This is a genomic window from Caballeronia sp. NK8, from assembly GCF_018408855.1.
GTDB lineage: Bacteria > Pseudomonadota > Gammaproteobacteria > Burkholderiales > Burkholderiaceae > Caballeronia.
Map to the genome: position 1 here is coordinate 986,057 of NZ_AP024325.1, position 19,322 is coordinate 1,005,378.

At 62.5% G+C, this 19,322-nt stretch carries 15 protein-coding genes; 7 read left to right on the plus strand and 8 right to left on the minus strand.

The features are described 5' to 3' along the window. The first annotated feature begins 79 nt into the window (after window positions 1–79). From NK8_RS29870 to NK8_RS29900, 7 genes are all read left to right on the plus strand, one after another. Complete coding sequence (locus NK8_RS29870; protein ID WP_213231742.1) at window positions 80–2,689, plus strand: PAS domain-containing protein; 2,610 nt, start codon at window positions 80–82, stop codon at window positions 2,687–2,689. Window positions 2,690–2,737: 48 nt separating this feature from the next. Further along, window positions 2,738–3,325 (plus strand): peroxidase-related enzyme, encoded by a 588-nt coding sequence (locus NK8_RS29875; protein WP_213231744.1) that lies wholly within the window; start codon window positions 2,738–2,740, stop codon window positions 3,323–3,325. 6 nt (window positions 3,326–3,331) lie between these two features. Further along, window positions 3,332–4,225, plus strand: coding sequence for a LysR substrate-binding domain-containing protein (locus NK8_RS29880; RefSeq protein WP_213231746.1), 894 nt, complete (start codon window positions 3,332–3,334; stop codon window positions 4,223–4,225). A gap of 93 nt (window positions 4,226–4,318) precedes the next feature. After that, window positions 4,319–5,068: an SDR family NAD(P)-dependent oxidoreductase gene (locus NK8_RS29885; protein WP_213231748.1), complete on the plus strand. Its 750-nt coding sequence runs from the start codon at window positions 4,319–4,321 to the stop codon at window positions 5,066–5,068. A 56-nt stretch (window positions 5,069–5,124) separates the two neighbouring features. Continuing rightward, entirely contained in the window at window positions 5,125–6,453 is a 1,329-nt protein-coding gene (locus NK8_RS29890) for an MFS transporter (RefSeq protein ID WP_162070758.1), read from the plus strand. 27 nt (window positions 6,454–6,480) lie between these two features. Further along, a complete protein-coding gene (locus tag NK8_RS29895; protein WP_213231750.1) occupies window positions 6,481–7,323 on the plus strand; it encodes a transketolase in 843 nt (280 codons plus the stop codon). Then, on the plus strand, window positions 7,320–8,303 hold the full coding sequence (locus NK8_RS29900) for a transketolase family protein (protein WP_213231752.1): 984 nt from the start codon (window positions 7,320–7,322) through the stop codon (window positions 8,301–8,303). The genes NK8_RS29895 and NK8_RS29900 overlap by 4 nt, the downstream gene beginning before the upstream one ends. A gap of 47 nt (window positions 8,304–8,350) precedes the next feature. On the opposite strand, the gene NK8_RS29905 is transcribed toward NK8_RS29900, so the two are convergent. The 8 genes from NK8_RS29905 to NK8_RS29940 form a co-directional block, all read right to left on the minus strand. Then, entirely contained in the window at window positions 8,351–8,557 is a 207-nt protein-coding gene (locus NK8_RS29905; RefSeq protein WP_301549894.1) for a PAAR domain-containing protein, read from the minus strand. A 159-nt stretch (window positions 8,558–8,716) separates the two neighbouring features. Beyond that, on the minus strand, window positions 8,717–8,962 hold the full coding sequence (locus NK8_RS29910) for a hypothetical protein (protein WP_213231756.1): 246 nt from the start codon (window positions 8,960–8,962) through the stop codon (window positions 8,717–8,719). A 144-nt stretch (window positions 8,963–9,106) separates the two neighbouring features. Then, window positions 9,107–9,481 (minus strand): ankyrin repeat domain-containing protein, encoded by a 375-nt coding sequence (locus tag NK8_RS29915; protein ID WP_213231758.1) that lies wholly within the window; start codon window positions 9,479–9,481, stop codon window positions 9,107–9,109. A 56-nt stretch (window positions 9,482–9,537) separates the two neighbouring features. Then, entirely contained in the window at window positions 9,538–9,933 is a 396-nt protein-coding gene (locus NK8_RS29920; protein ID WP_213231759.1) for a hypothetical protein, read from the minus strand. Between the two features lies 1 nt (window position 9,934). Then, window positions 9,935–15,724 (minus strand): type VI secretion system tip protein TssI/VgrG, encoded by a 5,790-nt coding sequence (gene tssI / locus NK8_RS29925; RefSeq protein ID WP_213231760.1) that lies wholly within the window; start codon window positions 15,722–15,724, stop codon window positions 9,935–9,937. A 136-nt stretch (window positions 15,725–15,860) separates the two neighbouring features. Beyond that, window positions 15,861–16,436 (minus strand): DUF2894 domain-containing protein, encoded by a 576-nt coding sequence (locus NK8_RS29930; RefSeq protein WP_225936421.1) that lies wholly within the window; start codon window positions 16,434–16,436, stop codon window positions 15,861–15,863. Beyond that, window positions 16,429–17,076, minus strand: a complete 648-nt coding sequence (locus tag NK8_RS29935) for an OmpA family protein (RefSeq protein WP_213231761.1) — start codon at window positions 17,074–17,076, stop codon at window positions 16,429–16,431. The genes NK8_RS29930 and NK8_RS29935 overlap by 8 nt, the downstream gene beginning before the upstream one ends. Continuing rightward, window positions 17,073–19,319 (minus strand): DUF802 domain-containing protein, encoded by a 2,247-nt coding sequence (locus NK8_RS29940; RefSeq protein ID WP_213231762.1) that lies wholly within the window; start codon window positions 19,317–19,319, stop codon window positions 17,073–17,075. Before NK8_RS29940 ends, NK8_RS29935 begins: the two co-directional genes overlap by 4 nt. Window positions 19,320–19,322 lie beyond the last annotated feature (3 nt).

Genomic DNA, 19,322 nt, shown 5'->3' on the forward strand with positions numbered 1-19,322 from the left:
TATGGTATTCCTTAGCTATCGCTGCCTCGATGCCGCGCCCGGCGACGCGTCTCGCCGGAACCACGAAGCAAGACCGCTCATGCACGATCCTGCTCATTTTCTGCCATCGTTCGTGTGGCGCGCGGCGCGCGACGGGGTGATCCAGTATGCGAATCCGTGGGCGTGCCGTTATCTCGGCATCGCCTTTCCCGAACTCGTCGGGCGTTCGTGGAAAGCTTTTGTCCACCCCGACGATATCCCGCCCGTGCTCGATGCACTGCGTCAAATGCGCGACGGCACGCTGCTGCGCAACGTCGACGTGCGCCTGCTGCGCGCGGACGGCGCGTTCCGCTGGCATACGCTGCATCTGCAGGCGCGCCGCGACGAGGAAGGCCTGATCTCCGATACGGTCGGCGTCGCGATCGACATCCACGAGTGCCGCCACGCATGGGCGATGTACGAGGCGAGCGAGCGGCGCCTGCAGGCCGCGTTCGCGGGCGCGCGCATGGGCGCGTGGGAATGGGACATGAAGACGCGCGTCGTGCGGATGACGGCGCAGCTCGCCGCGCTCTATTCCTTTCCCCCCGGCACCGAAGCGGTCTTGCTTTCGGAAGTGTGGGACCGTGTCGCGCCGGAGCATCGCGAGCCGTTTCAGCGCAAGCTCACCGAAGCATTGCGCGACGGCGGCCCGTTCGAATTCGACTTCGTGCTCGAAGGCGAACAGGGAAACCGACGCTGGCTGCGCATGCGCGGACATCCCGAGTTCGATCGTCAGGGCGTGCTCACGCGCGTCTATGGCGTGAGCTTCGACATCAGCACGCAGCGCGCCGATGAAGAGCGCCTGAGCCTGTCGGAACGACGCTATCGCGCACTCGTCGAGACGACAGGCGCGCTCGTCTGGTCCGCCGATGCGAACGGCGAGATTCGTCCTTCGGGCGGCGAATGGGAGCAGTTCACGGGCACGTCGCCCGAGATATTGTCCGGCTGGGGATGGCTCGACTATATCCATCCCGATGACCGCGAGCGCACCCATCAGGCATGGCTCGAAGCGCTGCGCGAAGGCACGGCGCGCACGCTCACCTTTCGCATGTACCGGCGCGACGGCGTATATCGCATGGTGCAGGCGCATGCCGCGCCGCTCTACGACGACAAGGGCAATCTGCAGGAATGGTTCGGCACGACGACCGACGTCACGCCGCGCTACGAGGCGCAGGCCGCGATCGAAGCACGCAGCCTGCGCCTCACCGTGGCGATGCAGGCCGCGAACATCCGCATCGCATCGCTGGAACTGGCAACCTGGACGCTGGTGCTCGAAACCGGCGGAGAACGTCAGGTTACCGAAACACTCGGTTATGAAGCGGCGCTCGCACGCGTGCATCCCGATGACAGCGCGACGCTCGACCGTTACATACGCAGCCTCGCGCAGGGCGATAACCCCGAAGGGCACTTCGAATTCCGCGTGCGCAATCCGCACGGCGAGCAATGGATGCAGGGCAGCGCCCTGCTCCAGCGCAGCAAGGACGGCGAGCCGCTGCGCATCATCGGCAGTGTGATCGACATCACCGAGCGCAAGCACATGGAACTCATGCTGCGTGAAGCGGGACGCCGCAAGGATGAATTCCTCGCGATGCTCGCGCATGAGTTGCGCAACCCGCTCGCGCCCTTGCGCACGGCCATCGCGCTGTTGCAAAAGGACCGCGATGGCGACGCGCGGCTCAATGAACTCATCGATCTGATGCGCAGGCAGGTGGAGCACATGACGCGCATCGTCGACGACCTGCTCGAAGTGTCGCGCATCACGCAGGGACGCATCGCGTTGCAGCTCGAACCGATTCTCGTCGGCACCGCGGTGTATCACGCGGTGGAAGCGATCGCGGGCATGGTCGAGTCGCGCGCGCAGAATATTCAGGTCGATGTCTCCGACGCGACCACCTGGGTCTGCGGCGACCCGACGCGGCTCTCGCAGATTCTCGTGAACGTGCTGAACAATGCGAGCAAATACACGCCCGAGCAAGGCCGCATCACCGTGAGCGTGCAGGCGGATGACGAATGGGTAGCGATCGTCATCGCCGATACGGGCACGGGCATCTCGCCGGACCTGCTGCCGAAAGTGTTCGAACTCTTCGCGCAAGGCGAGCGCACGCTCGACCGTTCCAACGGCGGGCTGGGCATCGGGCTGTCGCTTGTGAAGAAGCTCGTCGAGATGCATAAAGGCACGATCACCGTGCAGAGCCCCGGGCCGGGTCTCGGCACGACTGTCACCGTGCGGCTGCCGCGCCTGCATCATCACGAGCGGCATTCGGCGCTCGCGCTCTCGGAGACGAGTCTGCGCGAAGCGCGCGCGGCGTTGCGCATTCTCGTCGTCGACGATAACCGCGACGCCGCCGATTCACTCGCGATGCTGTGCGAGTCGGAGGGACATGCCGCACGCGTCGCGTATTCGTCGGCGGAAGCGCTGGAGGCCGCGCCGCTCTTGCAACCCGATGTGGCGCTGCTCGATATCGGCCTGCCCGATATCGACGGCTACGAACTCGCGCGCCGCATGCGCCGCAAGGGCGACACGACCCCGCTGCTGATCGCGATCACGGGTTACGGTCAGGCCGAAGACCGGCTGCGCGCGCAGTCGGCGGGCTTCGATTATCACTTCGTCAAGCCGGTCAACGTGGACAGTCTGCTGAAGCTTTTGTCATCCTTGACGATCACGCGCTGAAGCGGCTCGCTCTACAATGGCCGTTCGATCAACGCCTTCGAGGACGTCATGACGCAACAGCCGATCAGCCGCTATCCCGTTCCCGACCCGCAAGACTGGCCCGACGATATCCGCGCGCGCATTCTCGAAGTGCAGGAGAAGGCCGGCTTCGTGCCGAACGTGTTTCTCACGCTTGCGCATCGGCCCGATGAGTTCCGAGCGTTCTTCGCCTATCACGATGCGCTGATGCTCAAGGACGGCGGCCTCAGCAAGGGCGAACGCGAGATGATCGTCGTCGCGACGAGCGCGGTGAACGATTGCCTCTACTGCGTCGTCGCGCATGGCGCGATCCTGCGGATCTACGAGAAGAACCCGCTGGTTGCGGATCAGGTGGCGGTCAACCATCGCAAGGCGGATATCACGCCGCGTCAGAAAGCCATGCTGGATTTCGCGCTGAAGGTGTGCCGCGCGTCGGGCACGGTGGACGAGACGGACTTCGCCGCGCTCCACGCGCACGGTTTCAGCGATGAAGACGCGTGGGATATCGCGGCGATCACGGCGTTCTTTGGCTTGTCGAACCGCATGGCAAACGTGATCTCGATGCGGCCCAACGATGAGTTCTTCTTGATGGGGCGTGTGCCGAAAGAGCGGAAGTAACAACCCATGCGCCTTCCCCCGCTGAAATCCATCATCGCGTTCGAAAGCGTCGCGCGGACCAAGAGCGTGAACCGCGCCGCCGACGAACTCGGCCTCACGCCCTCCGCGGTCAGTCATCAACTGGCGAATCTGGAGAGCATCGTCGGGCGTCCGTTGTTCACGCGGCTCGGCCGCGGCCTCGTGCTCACGCCAACCGGCACGCAATATCTCTCCGATGTCACCGGCGCGCTCGCCGAACTGAATCGCGCGACCGAACGCGCATCGAGCGAGACATCCGTCGAGATTTTGCGGATTCATTCGAGCCCGAGCTTCGGACTCATGTGGCTCTTGCCGCGCCTCGCCGCATTTCAGGAAGCGAACGGCGACATTCAAATGAATCTCGCGTGCTCGTATGAAGACGTGTCCTTCACCTCGGGCTATTACGATATCGACGTGCGGCACGGCTACGCGCACTGGACCGATGTCGAAATCAAAACCTTGCGCCACGAAACCATCGCGCCGCTCGCATCGCGCGCTTATCTGGAGCGCTTTCCCGTTTCCTCGCCCGACGATCTGCTGGAACGCCGGCTGATCTTTTCCGAATCGCCGCTCGTGCAATGGCGGCAATGGTTCGGCAAGTTCGGCGTCGCGGCGAAACGCAAGGCGTTCGATTTCTCGTTCGATCGCTCGTACATGTCGCTCGAAGCGGCGGCGCTCGGTCACGGCATCGCGCTCGAAAGCACGATGCTCGCGTCCGTGCATCTGGAGCGCGGCTCGCTCGTGCCCGTCTTCGGCAGGGAATACGCAGTCGAAGTCGGCGCACATCATCTGGTTTACCCGAGCCAGAATGCCGGATTGCCGCGCGTCGCCAAGTTTCTCGCGTGGATGGATCAGCAAATCGAGCCGCGCGCCCATACCTGAAAATTTCTCAGCAATAGTTGAGCTGAACTGCGTTGATCGTCAGGTGAAGAACGAAGACACTGCGTCTACACCAGACAACCAACGGAGACAACGATGTTGCTCGAGAATCAGGTAGTGATCGTCACGGGCGCGGCTTCGGCGCGCGGTATCGGCAAGGCGACGGCCAGGGCGCTCGCGGCGCAGGGCGCGCACATCGTCGTGCTGGACCTGAAGGAAGCGGACGCACAAGCCGCCGCGAACGATCTCGGTGAAGGCCATCTCGGCCTCGCCTGCGACGTCACCGACAAGGCCGCGTGCGTCGCCGCCGCCAGCGCGGCCATCGAAAAGTACGGGCGCATCGACGTGCTCATCAACAACGCGGGTATCACGCAGCCCATCAAGACGTTGGAAATCGGCGCGGCCAATTTCGATGCCGTCATCGATGTGAACCTGCGCGGCACGTTGTACATGTCGCAAGCCGTCATCCCGCAGATGAAAAAACAAAAGAGCGGGAGCATCGTCTGCATGTCGTCGGTGTCGGCGCAACGTGGTGGCGGCATCTTCGGCGGGCCGCATTACAGCGCGGCGAAGGCCGGCGTGCTCGGACTCGGCAAGGCGATGGCGCGCGAGTTCGGCGGCGACGGCATCCGCGTCAATTCGATCACGCCGGGCCTGATCCAGACCGATATCACCGGCGACAAGCTCACGCCGGAGATGCGCGCGGACGTCATCAAGGGCATTCCGCTGGGACGTCTCGGCGATGCCGCGGATATCGCCAACGCTTGCCTGTTTCTTGCGAGCGGTCTTTCTGCGTATCTCACCGGCGTAACGCTCGATGTAAATGGCGGCATGTTGATTCATTGATCACACGCAACAGCGCACCTGGAAAACCGGGGCGCCAAACATGGCTGGAGACACCTATGAAATCCAAACTGGCCGCATCGACGGCAACGGCTGAGTTCGCGTCGTCCCATGACGCAACCAGCTTCGAAGCAAAGACCTACGCCAAGGTCGGACGCCGCCTCATCCCCTTTCTGATGCTTTGCTATCTCGGCGCGTATCTCGACCGTGTCAACGTCGGCTTCGCCAAGCTGCAGATGCTCAACGATCTGCGTTTCAGCGAAACCATCTACGGCATCGGCGCGGGCATCTTCTTTCTCGGCTACTTCCTGTTCGAAGTGCCCAGTAACGTGATCCTGCATAAAGTGGGCGCGCGCAACTGGCTCGCGCGCATCATGCTGACGTGGGCGGTGATCTCCGCGTGTTTCGTGTTCGTGAAGTCGCCGACGATGTTCTACGTGCTGCGCTTTCTGCTCGGCGTCGCGGAAGCGGGCTTCGCGCCCGGCGTGATTCTCTATCTCACGTACTGGTTCCCCGCCGCGCGGCGCGCGAAAGCACTCTCGCTCTTCTTCATGGCGATTCCGCTCGCGGGCATCGTCGGCGGGCCGCTGTCCGGTTACATCCTGCATGCGTTCCAGGGCGTGCAAGGGCTCGCCGGATGGAAGTGGCTGTTCATGCTCGAAGCCTTGCCGTCGCTCTTCCTCGGCGTCGCGATCCTGTTCTATCTCGACAACGGCATCGCCGGCGCGAAGTGGCTCACGGATGAAGAGAAGGCCTTGCTCAAGCGCAATGTCGAGAAGGACAACGCGAACACCGTGAAGCATGTGTCGATCCGCGCGTTCATCGGCGATCGTCGTCTGTGGCTCATGGCCGCGATCTACTTCTGCGTCGTGCTCGGTCAGTATGGCCTGACGTTCTGGCTGCCCACCATCATCCGCAGGACCGGTGTCGCGGACCCGCTGTGGGTCGGCATTCTCACCGCGATTCCGTATCTCTGCGCCATCGTCGCACTGCCGCTGATCGGCGCGAGCGCCGACAAGCGCCGCGAACGCCGCCTGCATCTCGCCATTCCGATGCTCGTGTCCGCCGCCGGTTTCGCCACCTTGCCGATGCTCGGCAGCGTGGGCGCGTCGATCGTCTGCGTGAGCATCGCGGCGGCAGGGATTCTCGCGTCGTCGTCGCAATTCTGGTCACTGCCCACGGCGGTACTCGGCGGCATGTCGGCGGCGGCGGGCATCGCGGCGGTGAACTGCTTCGCCAATCTCGCGGGCTTCTTCTCGCCGGCGATCGTCGGCTGGCTCAATGACTTCACGGGCAAATCGACCGCGGGCCTGATCTTCATCTCGGTGGCGGTCGTCATCGGCGCGGTGCTCGTGTTCTTCGTGCCCGCCAAGACCGTCAATCGCTGATTTCACATTCAATCAAGGAGACAACACATGAGCACTCCCGTCATCGAAGAGGTAACGCTCGCCGAGCGTGCCTATCGTATCCGCCGCAATGCCCTGCTGATGGGCGAAGTGCAAGGCCAGGGATATATCGGTCAGGCGCTCGATATCGCCGATGTACTGGCCGTCGCGTACTTCGGCGCGATGAACTATCGGCCCGAAGACCCCGAATGGGAAGGCCGCGACCGCTTCCTGCTGTCCAACGGTCACTATGCGATCGCGCTCTACGCCGCGCTGTTCGAAGCGGGCATCCTGCCGCAAGAGGAACTCGAAACCTACGGCAGCGACGACAGCCGCCTGCCGATGTCCGGCATGGCCAGCTACACGCCCGGCATGGAGATGTCCGGCGGCTCGCTCGGGCAGGGCCTGACGATCGCGGTGGGCCGTGGTCTCGGTCTGAAGCGCAAGGGTTCGAAGTCGTTCGTCTACACGCTCTTTTCCGATGGCGAACTCGACGAAGGCTCGGTCTGGGAAGGCTTGATGTCGGCGGCGCACTGGAAACTCGACAACCTCATCGCGATGGTCGATGTGAACAACCAGCAGGCCGATGGCCCGTCGACGCAGATCATGGCGTTCGAGCCGCTCGTCGACAAGCTCGAGGCCTTCGGCTGGTATGTGCAGCGCGTGGACGGCAATGATATCGACGCCGTGAAGGCGGCATTCGACAACGCGCGCACGCTGAAGGAGGCGAAACCGCGCATCATCGTGTGCGATACGAAGATGGGCTGTGGCGTGCCCTTCCTCGAACAGCGCGAGAAAAACCATTTCATCCGCGTCGATGCCCATGAATGGCAACTGGCGCTCCAGGCACTCGAAGCAGGGAGACAAGCATGAGCACCCGTCTGAAAACATCCGCGATGATCGCGTCGATTGCAAGCGAAGGACAGATCACGCGCTCCGCGCCGTTCGGCCACGCGCTCGTGGAACTGGCGCGAGCGAAGGCGAACGTCATCGGCATGACAGCAGATCTCGGCAAATACACCGATCTGCATATCCTTGCGAAAGAATTTCCCGAGCGTTATTACCAGATGGGCATGGCCGAGCAATTGTTGATGGGCGCGGCCTCGGGTTTCGCGCATGAAGGCGCGCAGCCGTTCGTCACCACTTATGCGGTGTTCGCGACGCGCCGTGCGTATGACTTCATCCATCAGACAATCGCGGAAGACAATCTCGATGTGAAGATCGTCGCTGCGCTGCCGGGGCTGACAACAGGTTACGGTCCGAGTCACCAGGCGGCGGAAGACCTCGCGCTGATGCGCGCGATGCCGAACATGACCGTGATCGATCCGTGCGATGCGCTCGATATCGAGCAGATGGTGCCCGCGATCGCCGCGCACAAGGGTCCGGTCTATGCGCGACTGTTACGCGGCAACGTGCCCGCCGTCCTCGACGAATACGACTATTCGTTCGAACTCGGCCGTGCAAAGCTCGTGCGCGATGGCCGCGACGTGCTCATCATCTCGTCGGGCATCATGACCATGCGCGCGCTGGAAACCGCCAAGGCACTGCAGGCCGATAGCGTCGACGTAGCGGTGTTGCATGTGCCGACCATCAAGCCGCTCGATACCGAGACGATCATCCGCGAGGCGAAGCGTTCGGGGCGGCTCGTGGTGGTGGCTGAAAACCATACGGTGATCGGCGGACTGGGCGAGGCGGTGGCGACCGCGCTGCTGACTGCGGGCGTGACGCCTACGTATCGTCAGATCGCGCTGCCTGACGCGTTCCTCGATGCTGGCGCGTTGCCTACGTTGCATGATCGTTACGGCATTTCCACCAATGTGATGGCGGATACGATCAAGGGGTGGATTGCGTAATGGTTGCTGCGATGCCGGCTCATACGTTCGTCATGCTGCCGGCAAAATCACGCTGTAGGACCACCACCTGCGACGATCAGTGTCGCGCCGCAGGTGGTGCCGCTACCGTGATGCGCGACGCTGCGCCCGTCGATCGTACCGAGACCGCCGCCGGTGATGACGCCCGGACCGTGCAAGGGACATGTGACGGTGTCGCCGATGCGTGCGGCGGGACGGCCGTCGATTACCAGATTGGAACTGGCGGTGGTTACCATGCCGCCGTGGGTGGTAGGGGTGCCCAGGGTTGCGATTGGGGTTGTCATGGGAGGGCTATGAATGTTCTACGTGTCTTCGATGGCTCGTCGGTCGATGAGCGCTGATAGCGCATATCTGTGTGGTCACACTAAAGCAACGCCACCGTTTACATCCGAAATTCAAGATTTCTTCTTAATCGACTCGTCCTCCGTCTCATAGTGGATTAACCCATATTTATCAGTCTTCACAAGTATTCCTTGCGTTGGAATTCCTTCGACTGATGAACCATCGGATGTGAACCAGTCTTCATACCCCGAGACGCATTGCTTGCTGTCGAAATCGCAGACGACAACCCCTTGAACACCCTTTTCAACAAAAACAGAATCGCCGATTTTTATGATTTTCCCGCTCTCAAAATATTTCATCCCCGCTATCGGCTGTTCGAAATTTCATTTCGTCAGGTTATCCATTCCCTGCTATCGATACGCTCTATCATCGAAACCGCGTACGTTTCTCGCCGGTCAGTGGCGCGACGCGCATAACAAATTGTTCGCCTGAGATATGCTGATTCACTCACGCATCAAGTCCACAATCTCGGTCAGCCCCCTTGCTCTCGCCATCTCCAAAGGTGTCTCTTCGAATTCGTTTCGAGCGAGCCGCGCGGCACCAGAATTTAATAATATTTTTACAATTTCGACATGGCCTTGCGCAATCGCCTCGTGCAGCGGCGTATTTCCAAGCTCACCAACGGCATTCACATTGACGCCACCGTTTAACAGCGCGACAACTTCGTCACAAATTCCTCGAATGCAGGCAACATTTAGCGGGCTATTACCAAAATTCCCAATTTGATTTACGTCCGTAAGTTCCATCTCGCTGAATTCAGGCAAGCCTTCGTCCATATAACGCTTCAAGATTTGCGCCGCAACAGCGTCTCTGTCCATATACAAGTTCCTCCCTAACGAGCTGTCAAACACTCATTTTTGCGCACACACCGCAGTCACGAACGATCTCGAAAGATGATTCCCGCCGCAAAGCCGATAAGCACAGGCACAAGTGAGCAGAGAAAGTAAATTTGAAAGACGATCCATGCTCCTCGTGTTCCGGGAAAATCAACTTGCATCCCTGAAATACCCTTCACCTTTTCGATCGCCACGGCAAGAATCGGAATCAGTATTAGATAGGACAAACCTGGGAGCCCTATCCAACTCATTGAGTGCCTGGAAGCGAGAAACGAGGAGAAGGCGGGCACCACCCACAGTACGAGTAATGCTAGATCAACATTTAACTTAATTCTCGCGAATTGATAATCACCTATTTCCATCAATAAATTCGAAATAGAAAGAAACACGAAAATCATTATCAAGCCCATCAACCAAAACTTGAATGCACGCATGTCATTCTTCTCCAAGTTTTGAGTTGTAGACTGGATATGGTTTATACCCAGCCTCGTGTGGCTGTGGACCAGGATTAATTGGGAAGTTTGGCCATGCGGATCTCGGCAGAGTCACGCCACATTCTTTCATTGCTTGTTCGACGCAATGGCAGCAATTGAATTCTGTAAAACTGTAATCCTCTCCTTCACATTGCTGCATTGCCTTCTTGATGCAATCGTCTTTATCGCTGTCCTTTTGGGTGGTACATACCGTTCCTCGTTTATTCGGAGCCGGGTCAGCATGAACGCCGTCAGGATCGAAGCTGGACGTCGAGCCGTCCGCGAAGCGAGCGTAGCAATGGCGCGCGTAGGGCAATGGCAGCTGCAAAGGTCGATAGCACATCTGCAACAATCCTAAGGGATCAATGCTGGTAATCGGGTTTGATTCAACGTAAATGTATCCATTGAATCCGCCCCGCAACCCAATCGGATCCTGATTGACATACCTCCCCGCCTGCGCATCGTAATACCTGAACCGGTTGTAACACAGCCCGCTCTCGACATCGTAATACTGGCCGGGAAGCCGTATCGGATTTTCCACCTCGCGCGCGAAGCAATGCCGCATCTTTCCGTACGCGCTGAACTCCGCCGCCCACACCACCTTGCGCTGGTCATCATAGAGTTCCTGTGGCGTGCCCAGATGATCCGTAACGTAGTGGAACACCACCCCGCCCTCGAGTTTCGCGAGCGGCCCCGCGTGATCGGGATGCGGCACATACACGATCTGACGATCATCACGCGCCGTATCGCCTGCGTGCACCTCCTGCATCATCCAGTCGCCATCCCATACGAACAGCGTTGTCTTCTGCACGCCATCGGCCGATGCATGTTCCTTCGCGATACGTCGCCCCAGCGCATCGTACGTGTAGCGGCTGCGCGCGCCGTCGTCGTGATCGATGGCCGCAAGCTGGTGAGCGCCGTCGTAGCGGTAGCGCGTTACATGCGGCCGAGGAGTGTGCGTCGCCTTCGGCTGCACACCGGTGATCGTATCCATCACCCGGATGAAGCTGTCCTTCGCCGTCGGTTCCGGCGCGGGTGGCAACGGCACCGTGCGCGTGGTCCGGTTGCCGTGACCATCGTGCTCATACAGCAGCGCCTGCGGCGCGGCCACCTCCGGCGTCACCAACGCCTGCAACCGGTCGCCTTCGGCCCGACCTATCCATCCCGCGTGACCCACCGCGAGCAGATTGCCCGCCGCATCGTAGGCGAACGCCTCGTCCCCGGCGCGTCCGCCGCCCACGCTGATCAACCGCGCGAGCGGATCGTAGCGATACTGCTTCTCGCCGCGCCATGCATCGCGCAATGCCGTGATCTGGCCGCTCTCATCGTGGCTCCAGGTGCGCCACGCACGCGGTGACTCCAGCGCGCGGCCACGCGCGTCCAGGTTCTGCCATTGATGTTGCGCGAGCTGTCCCGTCGGCCCGTAACCGTAGCGATGGGCCGCCGGTCCCTGCACACGCACCGTTTCACGGTGCAGCGCATCGCGCTCGAAGCTCGCGAGCGCCGCGCCATCGAGCAGCACGCCATGCACATGGCCCGAGCCGTAGCGCTGCCAGGCCAGCGCACCCACGCCGGGCATCCGGCTCGCCGTGCGATGGCCCAGCGCATCCAGCTCATGCGCAAGCCGCCACACGCGCCCGTGATGCGCCTGCACTTCCGCCGTGCGCCGCCCCGCGGCATCGTATTCGAACGTGATCTGGCTCGGCGTCTGTCCCGGCGATGACGCCTGCGCCTGCGTAAGCAACCCGCGCGCGTCGTAACGATAGCTCGCCTGGCTGCCATCGCCCGCGCGACGCTCGATCGGGCGGCCCAGCACGTCATACGTGATGTCGGTGACGATCTGGCCGTCGTCGCCGTGATCGGTGCGCCCGGTCATCTCGCCTGCCGCGTTGTAGCGGAACGACTGTCTGCGTCCGTCGAAGCCGGTCTGTTCGATCAGGCGATCGCGGCTATCGTAGGCGAAGGTCGTCGTGTCGCCGTTCGCGTTGTGCAATGCGGTCACACGGCCGATTGAATCGTACTCGAACCGCTGCGCGCCACCCGCCGGATCGACGACCGCGAGCCGCTGATCGTACGCATCCCACTCGGTGCGCATGATCCGCTTCAGCGGATCGCGCTGCGCAACCGCGCGCCCTGCCTCGTCGTAATCGATGCGCCACCAGCCCATGCCCGCCGGCTGGTAGCCCGTGAAGCGTCCTGCGCCACTCTTTGCGTAGAAGCTGGCGTGGCCGAGCGCATCGGTGGTCTGCGTGAGGTTGCCGAGCGTGTCGTAGTCGTATCGCGTCGTATGGCCCGAGCAATCGGTACGGGCGATCATCTGGCCCGCGCCATCCCATTGCATGCGCGTGACGTTGCCGAGCGCATCGGTGCGCGTAACCGGCATGCCGTCGCGATACGCATAGGACGTCGTGTTGCCCAGTGGATCGGTCTCGGTGACGAGATGCCCCGCATCGTCGTACGCGCGCTGCCAGAGCTGACCCGCCGGATCGGCGATCTGTATCGGCTGATTCAGCGCGTCGTAGCTCACGCGTGTGACGTTGCCCGCTGCGTCTATGATCGTCGTCGCGTTGCCGCGCGTGTCGTTGACAATGCGCGTCGCGCGGCCTAGTTCGTCGGTGTAGCCGCTTATGCTGCCGGTTTCGTCGAAGTGCGTCTGACGGATCGCACCATCGGGATACAGCACGCGGTCCACCGCCCACAGGCCGTTGTAGTGGTATTCGGTTGTGCGCCCCAGGCCATCGGTGACGCGCGTGGTGCTCGCGCCCGGCAGATAGGTGAAGCGCGTGTCGCGGGTGATCGTGCGCCTGGCGTCGTCGTCGACATAGGCGAAGGTGCGAGTCACGCGCGCCTGTGGCGTATCGCCCTCCCACTCGCAGACGTGTATCGCGCCCGCTGGCGTGCGGTAGTGCGTGAGCAGATGATGTCGATAAGCGTAGCGCCACGTGAGTCCCGCGCGATCAGTCGCCTCGATCAGGTCGCCTTGCGCGTCGTAGGCGTAGCTCGCGAGACACATATCGCCCAGCAGCACCTGCGTGATGCGGCCCGCGTCATCGAGTATGCAATGCACCGCATGGACGTTGTTGCGTACTTCCCGCAGATAACCCTTCGGCGTGTAGCCGAGCATCAGCGCGCGGCCATCGCGGTTCGTGACACGTTGAAGTTGCCAGCGCGCGTCGTCGATCGGATGCGGCGCATAGTGCTCCTCGACGCCGTTGCCAAAGCGCACGACGAACGTCGCGCTGTCCGCGCTGCGTGCGAGCGTGTACTTCTCGATCGCATGAAAGTGCTCCTGCCCGGCCTCCAGCGCCGGAAACTGCAGTTGCCGGCCATCGGCATCGAAGTAGACGAGGCCCGTCGCGCTGCGTCGAATCTCGGTGGCGTACGGCAGCTTCCATGCGATGCCCAGACTACCCGCGCGCTGATCCGCGCTGCGATAGCTGCGCCCCCAGCGAATCGGTATCCGTCCCGGCAACGTGAAGTCGTGCTGCACCAGCACCTTCTGACCGGTCGCGACATCGACGGGATGGCTGCTCGTCGTCTTCTTCGCGCACTCGGCGCAGTCCGCTTCGGTCACCGGCGGAAGGCCGTCCGCGCCGCCGCCCGTCATGCTGATCACCGGCGACTTCAGGCGAATGCTGACGCCCTCGATCACGATGCCCGTTGCATCGATCGTCACCGTGCCGCCGGGCCCCACCAACTGCGCCTGCTTCGCGCCCGACAGATGCGCCTCGCCGCCATCGGTGATGCGCAACTGGTTCGACTCCGCGCTCGACACCGGCGCGGGCAACTGCGCCACGAACGCCGGCGATGCATCGACGGGCCGGGCCAGATCCGCCTTGACCGCATCGCCCACCGCTTTGCCGCGCACGGTCACGGCATACGTATGACCGACATCCGCCGTCCAGTCATGCGCCACGCGATCGGTACGGCTCATGCCCACCGTGCTCGCCAGCTGCAACGCGACGTTACGCAAGTACAGCCCGCCGACGTTCATGTTGTACGCCAGCCCGACGTTGAGCATCTGCCCGAGCCCGACGTTCTGCACGGCCGCCAGATCGATGGTCTCGAACTTGTAGCCACCCGTGTGCAACGTCCAGTTGCGCCCGATGCGGTCCGACTCGTCGTGACCGATGCGCTTCGTGCGGTCGTGACCCACCGTGTGCGTCTCGTCGTGCTCGATCTCGGTATCGAGGTTGCGCTCGGCCTGAATCCAGACCTGCTCAGCGCCGCGCTTGTCTTCGAAGCGGATCGCGTTGGCGTTCCCGTAGCCCGCGCCTTTCGATGAGCGCGTGAGCAGGCCGCTTTGCGTCGCGTTGGCCGGCAAATCCCACGGCGGCATCGTTTGCGCGTTGTAGACGCGGCCGATCACCAGCGGCCGATCCGGATCACCATTCTCGAAGTCGACGATGACTTCCGTGCCCACGCGCGGAATGTGGATGCCCCCGAAGTTGCTGCCCGCCCACGGGTACGACACCCGCACCCAGCACGACGAGCGATGATCCTTCGCGCCGTGGCGGTCCCAATGGAACGCCAGCTTCACGCGCCCGTACTGGTCCGTCCAGATTTCGCTATTCGCCGCACCGGTCACCACGGCGGTCTGTGGCCCGGTGGTGCGCGGCTTCGGATAGCGTTCGCGCGACGGGCGGAACACGGTCGTGGCCAGCTGTGCATCGAACTCGACCCGGATGCGGAAGCGTTCACCGGTGCCGGTTGCATCGGCGAGTTCCTGCGCATCCAGCTTCGCGCGAAGCACCAGATACTCACGGTTCGCGCTCGGCTGAGGATGGCCCGTCAGCGTAAAGGTCGTGCCGCACACGACCGCGCGCAGATTGCCCTCACCGGCGGCACCTTCGCTCTGTGCGTGCAGTGCTTCCATGCGAAGCCGCGCAACCTGTTCGCCCTCGTCGCGTTCGGTGTAGTCGCCGGGCCACTCATAGCGTTCGAGCCGGTTGTGCGCGGTATCGCGTGGCAGTTCGCTGCTGGCTTCGAGTTGCGCTGCGGGTTTCTTGAAGTGGTAGTCGTCGGTCGCCCAGATGCCTGTCTGGATACGCTCGGTGAGCGTGAAGTGATCGATATACTCGCGGTCGATCTTGTGATCAGGCGGGTAGTACCACAGCGTGTGATAGGCGGCGCTGTCGACCGGTTTGTGTGCGCCCACGTGATCGACCAGCACCATCCGGTGAAAGCTGTTCGAGTGCTCGAAGAACCAGTAGATGCCGTGTTCGGCCATCAGGCGCTGGATGAAGCGGTAATCCGTCTCGCCGTATTGCACCTGATAGTCGATTGCAGGATAGGTGCGGCTCAAGCGCAGATCGTACGAGTAGATGTAATTGCCCAACACCTCTTCGATGATCTCGACGACCGTTTTGCGCTGATAGATGCGGAAGTCGGAACGCAAGTCTGCGAGGGCGAGCCAGGGTTGCAGCACGACGCGGTAACGCGACACCCGGTTCGACTGATCCACGAATACCGCTTCGGTCACGATGCCGCTGATCTCGCGTGTGCCTTCGCCCATGCCGTCGAGCTGAATGGTTACCGTCAGCTCCTTGCCGATCAGGGTCTTCAGATCGATCGATGCCGCCAGCGCCTCGGGCATATCCAGCGCCGTGGTCAGCAGCAACGCGTATCGGTAGAGGGTTGAGAGTTTCTCCTCGCCCTTAATGGCGCTCAATCGAAGGGCTGACGCACCATCGGGCAGCGTGGGCAGCGCAGCGCCGCTGACGGACAGCGTGCGGGACGTGGGGCGGGTCATCGGGGTCCGGTGCGGGCGAACGGTTCGTCCACTGTCCGCGATGACGTGGTCCGCGGTCCACACGAATAATCTTAAATATTAGATATCCGAATCAATGTGTTGATGAAAATCGATCTAGGATGAATCACGCGGTGCCTCATCCCTTCTTCCTGCGCCCGCCCTTCTTCACACCCGCCGCTTCCTTCGCAACGTTCGCGACCGGACCGCTCATCGCTTCCATCCACGAAAGCGCATCGATATACGCGAGAAAATGCTGGAGATACTCGGGCGATGTCTCGCGCATGAGCGACAGTGACCGATGCACGAGGCTGCTCGAATTGAGCGGTCCCGCATTCCTCGGCACTTGCGCGAGCGAATCTCGCAACTGCTTCTCCGCGCTGACCTTCGACCACACCGCGCGAAAGTAATCGAGCAATTCCGCGTGCGATATCGACGATGCATTCGCGAAGTCGTCGACGAGCATCGCAAGCGGTCCGGGCTTTTCCGCATCCTTGTCTTCCGCACGCGTCGCTGCGAAACCCTCGACATCGCGCCGATACGTATCCAGCAACTGCGCGAGCCGCTCGTCGAGCATGCGGCGCGCCTCGCCGTCATAGTTACACGCACGCCGCTCCAGCGCATCGATGAGATGAAAGCGCACGGGATTCGCGCGATCGTCGCCGCGCGCGCGCCAGGCGTCGATCATCGCGCGCGCCGAAGCCACGTTATTCACGCGTCTTCACCGCGCCATTCGATGGCCGCGGCACAGCGGAAATTTCCACGCGCCGGTTCTTCGCGCGCCCTTCTTCATCGGCGTTGGAACTGACAGGCTGCTGCGAACCGAACGCCGCCGCGAACACCGACTCCGATGGCACGCCCGCATCGATCAGCGCGCGCATCACCGTCAACGCACGCTTGGCCGAAAGCTCCCAGTTATCCGCGAAACGACGGTTGCCTTCGTGCACCTGCTGATCGTCGGCGAAACCGCTCACCATTAGGATTTCCTCATGCGCGCGCAGATACGTGGAAAGCGGCCCGGCCAGGCTCTTGAGCACGTCGCGGCCCTGCGGCTGCAACTGATCGGAGTTGAGCGCGAACAGCACATTGCCGCTGATGCCGATGCGTCCGTTCACGAGCGTCACGCGTCCCGATGCGAGCGGCCCCGCAAGCGCCTGCTCCAGCGTCTTGCGCCGCTGCGTTTCTTCCTGCCGATGCCTCACTTCTTCATCGAGCTTGTTCTCGAGCTGCAACTGCACGCCGATCACGCCGACGAGTATCAGCACGAACGCACCGAGCAGCACCGACATGAGATCGGCGAACGCGGCCCAGATCGGCGCGGCGTTTTCCGCGCCGCCGTCGATTTCCTCGTTCATGCCGCGCGCGCTCCGGCCACGCGTTGCCCCGCGATATGCTGCAAGTCCTCGACGATCTGCTTCTGCGACAACATGCTCAGGTCGATCACTTCCTTCGCCTGCGCGACGTAATACGCGAGCTGTTCGTCACTGCGCGCGAGCGACTTGCCGAGCGCGCCTTCGATGCGTTCGAGATGCGTTACGAGCGTGCTGTTCGATTCACCGAACGATTGAACCGCCGCGCCGAACGCATCGGCGAGACTCGCCATTTCGACGGCGCTCGTCGTCACCTGCGCGGCCATCGCGCCGAGCTTGCCGGCTTCGGTTTGGACCGTGCCGGTGAACTGCGTGCCGACGCGTTCGAGCAGGCTTGCCGATGTCTCGACCAATGCATCGATAGCGGCGCGTTGCTCGTTCGATGAGTGATTCACGGCATCGAGCAGCGTTTCGACGGTGGCGAGCAGACGGCTGCGCTCGTCGAGCATCGCGGTATCGCGGACCATCGAATCGGAGAGCTTTTGACGCATCTCAGCGACGACCTCGGCGGCGGCCTTCGGCGCTTCCGACGCAGCCTGCACGAGACGCTCGATTTCCGCAATGGTCGCGCCCGCATGCGCCTGCGATTGCGCGGACATGTCGCGCGCGGTGAGCGCGAGCGCGTCGCAGATTTCCTTCTGCCGGTTCGCGGCGACTGCGCTCGTGTCCTGCCATTGCTCGCGCAACGCAGCGGCCATCGTATCGAGCGTGCCGCTCCATGCGGCGAGCCGCGCTTCGCCGCTTTCGGCGAGTTCGGCGCGCAAGTCCGCGTGCGATCGATCGACCGATTGCACAAGCAACGCCGCGTGCCGTTCGAAGCTCGCCGTCGCGTTCGTCAACGCGCTCTGATTCTGCGCGGCGGTCTGCTCGCTGGCGCGCGCGTGCTGCGCGAGCGCATCGTTCCATGTCTGCGACAGATTGCTCGTCACCGTCTCCAGCCGAGTGGATACATCGTCGATCAGACCGGATGAACGCGTATCGAAGGTCTGCGCGAAGCGCTCCATCGACGCATCCATGCGCGCGACGAGTGCATCGCTCGATTGCGCGTGCTTGGCCACCGACGATTCCAGTCCGCCCGACACACGATCCATTTGCGCGGACACGCCATCGACAAGCGTGGTCGCGCGCTGATCGAAGGCGAGCGCGAGGCGATCCAGCGAAACGCCCATTTCACCGACGAACGCCGCATTCGATTGCGCGTGCTGCGAAAGCGACTGATGCCAGATCTCCGCGACCTTCGCGGACGATGCCTCGAAGCCGCTCGACAAGCCTTCCAGTTGACGCGCGACGGCCTGTTCGACGTTGCCGTGCAAGGCGGTGACTTCGCGCGCGATGCCGTCCATGGTCGCCTGCATGACGGGCTGCAGCGCGGCGGTCGCGGCGCGCGCGCTATCGGCGACACTCTGTTTCAGCGAAAGCTCCACCGACGTCGCCAGCCGCCGATACGACGTCTCCGCTTTCGTATGAAACGCATCCTGACTCGCGATCTGACGCTCGCTCGCGGCAGCGCTCTGCTGCTCGATCGCGAGCGTCATCGACTGCAGTCGATCGACGAGCTTCGGCATCATCTCGGTCTGAAGCTGCATCAGCCTGAACGTCTCGTCGCGTTGATGCGCTTGCGTGAACACGCGCAAGGTCGTCGCGATCTTCGTGTCGAGCGTCTGCGTGACGTGCAGACGCTCGCGGCGGCACAGCGCCGAAAGCAGGCCGAGCATCGCGGAGGTCGCGACACCCGCGATCGACGTGCCGAACGCGAAGCCGAGGCCCGTCACCGGCGCGGCGAGCGACGCGCGAATCGCCGTGAGATCGGAGGCGCTTTGCAAGGCCGTGCCGGTGCCGCGCAAGGTCGCGACCATGCCGAGCAGCGTGCCGAGCATGCCGAGCAGCACCAGCAAACCGACGAGATACGGCGCGAGCACGGGACCGGGCAATGCCGCGCGCTCGCCTTCCACGCGCAGTCGCACGGCGTTGCGCAGGCTCGGATGCAGCGTGTCGAGCCACACCGCGAAGCTGCGCGGCGCGCTCACGAGTTGCGTGACCGCCTGTTCGAGCGAAGCGGTGATCTGCTGATAGCGCCGCAACTCGGCCGCGCCCGCGAGATAGCAACCGGCGATCACGACCGTCACGGCGAACGCGAGCGGATTCGAGACGATATACGCGATGCCGATTCCGCACACCGCGGCGAGGCCGATCGAAAAGACAGCAATGTTCAAAAGATTTCGGGGCATAGC

What these genes read in the sequence shown, in the direction of transcription:
- NK8_RS29870 (WP_213231742.1), top strand. Translation starts at nt 80, where the DNA reads ATGCACGATCCTGCTCATTTTCTGCCATCGTTCGTGTGGCGCGCGGCG.
- NK8_RS29875 (WP_213231744.1), top strand. Translation starts at nt 2,738, where the DNA reads ATGACGCAACAGCCGATCAGCCGCTATCCCGTTCCCGACCCGCAAGAC.
- NK8_RS29880 (WP_213231746.1), top strand. Translation starts at nt 3,332, where the DNA reads ATGCGCCTTCCCCCGCTGAAATCCATCATCGCGTTCGAAAGCGTCGCG.
- NK8_RS29885 (WP_213231748.1), top strand. Translation starts at nt 4,319, where the DNA reads ATGTTGCTCGAGAATCAGGTAGTGATCGTCACGGGCGCGGCTTCGGCG.
- NK8_RS29890 (WP_162070758.1), top strand. Translation starts at nt 5,125, where the DNA reads ATGAAATCCAAACTGGCCGCATCGACGGCAACGGCTGAGTTCGCGTCG.
- NK8_RS29895 (WP_213231750.1), top strand. Translation starts at nt 6,481, where the DNA reads ATGAGCACTCCCGTCATCGAAGAGGTAACGCTCGCCGAGCGTGCCTAT.
- NK8_RS29900 (WP_213231752.1), top strand. Translation starts at nt 7,320, where the DNA reads ATGAGCACCCGTCTGAAAACATCCGCGATGATCGCGTCGATTGCAAGC.
- NK8_RS29905 (WP_301549894.1), bottom strand. Translation starts at nt 8,557, where the DNA reads ATGGTAACCACCGCCAGTTCCAATCTGGTAATCGACGGCCGTCCCGCC.
- NK8_RS29910 (WP_213231756.1), bottom strand. Translation starts at nt 8,962, where the DNA reads ATGAAATATTTTGAGAGCGGGAAAATCATAAAAATCGGCGATTCTGTT.
- NK8_RS29915 (WP_213231758.1), bottom strand. Translation starts at nt 9,481, where the DNA reads ATGGACAGAGACGCTGTTGCGGCGCAAATCTTGAAGCGTTATATGGAC.
- NK8_RS29920 (WP_213231759.1), bottom strand. Translation starts at nt 9,933, where the DNA reads ATGCGTGCATTCAAGTTTTGGTTGATGGGCTTGATAATGATTTTCGTG.
- tssI (WP_213231760.1), bottom strand. Translation starts at nt 15,724, where the DNA reads ATGACCCGCCCCACGTCCCGCACGCTGTCCGTCAGCGGCGCTGCGCTG.
- NK8_RS29935 (WP_213231761.1), bottom strand. Translation starts at nt 17,076, where the DNA reads ATGAACGAGGAAATCGACGGCGGCGCGGAAAACGCCGCGCCGATCTGG.
- NK8_RS29940 (WP_213231762.1), bottom strand. Translation starts at nt 19,319, where the DNA reads ATGCCCCGAAATCTTTTGAACATTGCTGTCTTTTCGATCGGCCTCGCC.